This is a genomic window from Idiomarina sp. UBA4206 (genome assembly GCF_002383015.1).
GTDB lineage: Bacteria > Pseudomonadota > Gammaproteobacteria > Enterobacterales > Alteromonadaceae > Idiomarina > Idiomarina abyssalis.
Genome location: NZ_DFTS01000003.1, coordinates 18,812 through 20,489 on the forward strand (window position 1 = coordinate 18,812; position 1,678 = coordinate 20,489).

The window sequence follows — 1,678 nt, forward strand, 5'->3', positions numbered from 1 at the left end:
ATTCAGCGGCGCGCATAGTAAAGGTGATACCCAGAACAAAGAACGCGAGCGTGCGGCTAAAATTGAGAGTTACGTAGAGCGGTTTTACCAGGAAGCCCCAGATGGCTCCCGAGAGCGACTGCACTATGATTTGCATACAGCAATTCGGGACTCAAAACGCGAGAAGTTTGCCGTTTACCCGTTTACACACGGAGCCCCCTATAGTCGGCAGCAGCTTCAGTTCTTACTGGCCTGTGGGGTCGATACCGTTTTATTAAACCAGGCGCCGACAACCACCTTTTCTTACTTCAGCGTCAGGCAGTTTAATGCGCAGGCATTTACGGTTGAATTAGGAAAGGTTCGTCCGTTTGGCGAAAATGACCGTACTCAGTTTGCCGCCGCAGAAAATTCACTGCGGAAATTGATTTCTGAAACAGAGCTGGAATTTGGTCCCTTTGAGCCAGAACAACACTATGTCTTTAAAGAAGCACAAACCATTAACCGCACTCAGCAGGACTTTGAGCTAAACTTTGCGGATAATGTTGCTAACTTTACCTCTTTTAATAAAGGGGATTTACTAGCGCGGGACGGTGACAAAAAGCATTACGCTCAGCACGATGGTGAACATATTATTTTTCCCAATGCCAAAGTGGCGCTGGGACATCGGGCGCTATTAACTGTGGTACGGGTACCGACAGAATCGCTCGACCTGGTCTGAGACTCACTGGTCTAAGTAGTCAGGCTTTGTTGTTATTACTGTTCGTTTCTATTTACACTTAGCGCACTCAGTTTTCATTAGTGTGTGGTTTGCATGTCACTTTACGTAAAGGTAAAGTAGCGGCAATTTTCCACCCAGCTTAAAACCGAAAGAGAAGGTTATGGCCAAGGATAAAAAACACAACACAGAGATTGTGACCAAACCGAAATGGTTTGATAAAGACTCAGTCACAATTCCAATGCTGCAAATCTTAAAAGAAGATGGCAGTTTCCATAAAGATGCCGATATGCCGGAGTACGATAAAGAGCTGATCGTGAAAATTCACGACACTATGCAATTTATCCGTATTCTTGATGAACGCATGATTGCCGCTCAGCGTCAGGGTCGTATCAGTTTTTACCTGGCCTCCCGGGGTGAAGAAGCTGAAAGCGTGGCTTCTGCCGCCGCGCTGGATGCCGGTGACATGATCATGGGCCAGTACCGTGAGCAGGGCGCTTTAGCATATAGAGGTTTTACCGTTGAACAGTTTATGAATCAGCTGTTTTCTAACGAGAAAGACTTAGGTAAAGGCCGTCAGATGCCGGTTCACTACGGTTGCGCTGACTTAAACTTCATGACCATATCGTCGCCTTTGGGAACGCAAATTCCACAGGCAACAGGTTATGCGTTTGGTCAGAAAATGGATAAAACCGAAAAGTGCACTATCTGTTACTTTGGTGAAGGCGCAGCATCTGAAGGTGACTTCCACGCCGCTCTGAACATGGCATCAGTTTATAAAGTGCCGGTTATCTTTTTCTGCCGTAATAATGGTTACGCTATTTCTACACCAGCGCAAGGCGAGCAGTATGCTGGTGACGGTATCGCACCGCGTGGTATTGGTTATGGTATGAAAACCATACGTATTGATGGTAACGACGTTTTCGCTGTGTTGAAGGCAACGCAGGAAGCTCGTCGTTTAGCTGTAGAAGAAAACGAGCCTGA

General features: G+C 46.6%; 2 protein-coding genes. Both read left to right on the forward strand.

The window, feature by feature from the left end; translation table 11 throughout:
* Positions 1-697, forward strand: a 697-nt coding sequence (locus B3180_RS00255) for a succinylglutamate desuccinylase (RefSeq protein WP_286842170.1), incomplete at its 5' end; no start/stop codon positions are given.
* A 160-nt stretch (positions 698-857) separates the two neighbouring features.
* A partial coding sequence (locus B3180_RS00260; protein ID WP_286842172.1) for a thiamine pyrophosphate-dependent dehydrogenase E1 component subunit alpha occupies positions 858-1,678 on the forward strand: 821 nt, incomplete at its 3' end.